Annotated in this window: 3 protein-coding genes and 1 pseudogene; 2 read left to right on the top strand and 2 right to left on the bottom strand. The window is 65.5% G+C overall.

The annotated features are described in order from the left end of the window. Positions 1-907, top strand: a 907-nt coding sequence (locus tag EOA33_RS30710) for an ATP-binding protein (protein WP_127407357.1), incomplete at its 5' end; no start/stop codon positions are given. A 220-nt stretch (positions 908-1,127) separates the two neighbouring features. Further along, positions 1,128-2,150 carry a glycosyltransferase family 1 protein gene (locus tag EOA33_RS30705; RefSeq protein ID WP_126058695.1) on the top strand — a complete coding sequence of 341 codons (1,023 nt, stop codon included), beginning with the start codon at positions 1,128-1,130 and terminating at the stop codon, positions 2,148-2,150. 155 nt (positions 2,151-2,305) lie between these two features. Here the strand turns inward: EOA33_RS30705 and EOA33_RS30700 are convergent, their stop codons facing one another. Further along, positions 2,306-2,665, bottom strand: coding sequence for a tRNA-binding protein (locus tag EOA33_RS30700; RefSeq protein ID WP_126058694.1), 360 nt, complete (start codon positions 2,663-2,665; stop codon positions 2,306-2,308). Positions 2,666-2,683: 18 nt separating this feature from the next. After that, a pseudogene (locus tag EOA33_RS30695) lies at positions 2,684-2,875 on the bottom strand (hypothetical protein); the annotation flags it as partial.

Here is a 2,875-nt window from a genome sequence, read left to right as displayed (position 1 = left end):
GTTGGAAGGCAAGGTGCTGCGCGTCTTCGTGCGCCGCAGCCAGGCCTATGCCTCCAACACCCACATCTTCCTGATCTGGATGGTTGGCACTTCGCTGGTCCTCCTGATGATTGCCATCCCCTTCCTGCGCAATCAGATCCGGCCGATCCTGACGCTCGCCGAGGCCGCCGAAAGCTTTGGCAAGGGCCGGCCGATGCCGCGCGATTTCCGCCCGCGCGGCGCCGAGGAGGTGCGGCGCGCCGGCTTTGCCTTCATCCAGATGCGCGAGCGCATCGAGCGCCAGATCGAACAGCGCACCGCCATGCTGACCGGCGTCAGCCATGACCTCAGGACCATCCTCACCCGCTTCAAGCTGCAGCTGGCTCTGGCCGGCGGCAAGGCCGAAACCAAGGCGGCGCTCGACCAGGATATCGACGACATGCAGTCGATGCTGGAAGGCTATCTCGCCTTCGCCCGCGGCGAGGCCTCGGAGGACCCCGGCCGTTTCGATCTCGACACCTATTTCCAGAAGCTCGGCGAAGAGGCCACGCTGCGCAAATGCAAGCTGTCGACCACGCTCGTCGGCGACCCACACGTGCATGTACGGCCGAACGCCTTCGCCCGGCTGCTGTCCAACGTCATCGGCAATGCCTTCCGCTACGCAAGGACGGTGGAGATCAACGCCGACCACAGAAGCGGCTCGCTTCTGGTTACCATCGACGACGACGGGCCGGGCATCCCGCGGGAAAAGCGCGAGGAGGTGTTCAAGCCCTTCCTGCGCCTCGACGAGGCGCGCAATCTCGACGCCAGCGGCACCGGCCTTGGCCTCTCCATCGCCCGCGACATCGCCCGCAGCCATGGCGGCGACATCACGCTGGAGGATAGTCCTCTCGGCGGCCTGCGCGCGGTGATCAGGGTTCCTGCCTGAAGCGAAGCCACGCTTCTCAGAAATACCGGCTTCATCCGCGCGTCATGAAACCATGGTGAAGAGCGCGCATGAAACGCGCGACTACGGTTGATTCGGCCATGCCGCCCCGATTCGAGCCCGTGCCCTCAAGGGGGCGCTGGAGCGAGGCGCCGGCTGCCGCCTGGCCGCCGTTCCGGCATCGCATCACGGGGAAAGACGACCTTTTCGGCAAAGGGGCGCCATGCGCATATTGATGGTCACCGACGCCTGGCGCCCGCAAGTCAACGGCGTCGTCCACACGCTGGAGCGGCTCGCCGAAACGCTGAAAGCCTTCGACGTCGAGCTGGATTTCCTGACCCCCAACATCTTCCGCACCCTGCCGCTGCCGACCTATCCCGACATCCGGCTGGCGCTGACGACGCCCGGCCATGTCGCGCGGCTGATCGATCAGCGCAGGGCCGACCACATCCATATCGTCACCGAGGGTCCGTTGGGCTTCATGGCGCGCCGCTATTGCCGCAATGCCGGCCGCCCGTTCACCACCAGCTATCACACGCGCTTTCCCGAATATCTCAGTGCCCGCCTGCCGGTGCCCGAGAGCTGGGCCTATCGCTGGCTGCGCGATTTCCACAATTCCGGTCAGGGCACGCTGGTCGCCACCCAGTCGCTGGCGGATGATCTTGCCGCGCGCGGCTTCAACAAGCTGAAACCCTGGACCCGCGGCGTCGACACCGACCATTTCCGGCCGGACAAGCGCAAGGACATGGGATTTCCGGGTCCGGTCTTCCTCTGCGTCGGCCGCGTCGCGGTCGAGAAGAACCTGGGCGCCTTCCTCGACCTCGATTTGCCCGGCAGCAAGGTCGTCGTTGGCGAGGGACCGGAACTCGCAAAGCTCAAGGCGCGCTATCCCAACGCCCATTTCCTCGGCCACCGACCGAATGACGAGCTGGCCGAGATCTACGCCTCGGCCGACGTCTTTGTCTTTCCGAGCCGTACCGACACCTTCGGCAACGTCATCATAGAGGCGCTGGCCAGCGGCACGCCGGTCGCCGCCTATCCGGTGACGGGTCCGATCGACATCGTCGGCGACGGTGTCGGCGGGGCGGTGTCGGGGGACCTGCGCGAGGCAGCCCTTGCCGCGCTTCACGTCGACCGCGCAGAGGCGCGCCAGCGCGCCATGCGCTACAGCTGGACGGCCTGCGCGGAGATGTTCCTCGACACGGTCGAAGAAGCGCTGGGAACGACGCGCAAGCTGGCCGCCTGATGGTGCCAGCGCCCAGGATGTATTGAGATTCAGGTCAGGCCGAACTGAGAATGCTGGGCTCGGGAACCGGAGCGGAGCCGTTCCTAAAGTACGCCAGCACCACAAGCGCAGGAGCCTGCCGTTCGCATTGCGGCCTCACCTGAATACCATGCATCCTAGAACAGACGCCCGCCGTCCGGCACCCTGTGCTCTATGGCGCCGAGCACGACCGCGCCCTCCTCGTCCGGAAAGCCGAGCGTTAGCACTTCCGACATGAACTTTCCGATCTGGCGCGGCGGAAAGTTGACCACGGCGAACACCTGCCGGCCGACAAGCGTCTCCGGCGCGTAGTATTTCGTGATCTGCGCCGAGGACTTCTTCACCCCGATCGCCGGACCGAAATCGATCTTCAGCTTGAATGCCGGCTTGCGCGCCTCGGGGAATGGCTCGGCCTCGATGATGGTGCCGGCGCGAATGTCGACCCGGTCGAAATCGGCGAAACTGATCTCGGGCTTGCGCGCGCCACTCGCACTCATCTTGGGTCCTGATCCGGCTCAGGCGGTGCCGTAGGTCTCGAACAGGACGCCGGCAAGCGCGTCCTTGGCCGAGGTTCCCGACCAGACCACGAACTGGAACGCCTGGAAATAGCATTCGCAGGCTTCGAGCGCCGACGACAGCAGCACCTCGACCTGCTGGCTCGACGGCTCGACCCCACCGGCAAGCAGCAGCGACTGGCGGAACATGAT

Origin of the sequence: Mesorhizobium sp. M4A.F.Ca.ET.050.02.1.1 (assembly GCF_003997725.1) — a bacterium.
Taxonomy (GTDB): Bacteria; Pseudomonadota; Alphaproteobacteria; order Rhizobiales; family Rhizobiaceae; genus Mesorhizobium.
The sequence above is the reverse complement of the archived record's forward strand: the minus strand, read 5'-3'. Positions and strand labels throughout refer to the sequence as shown.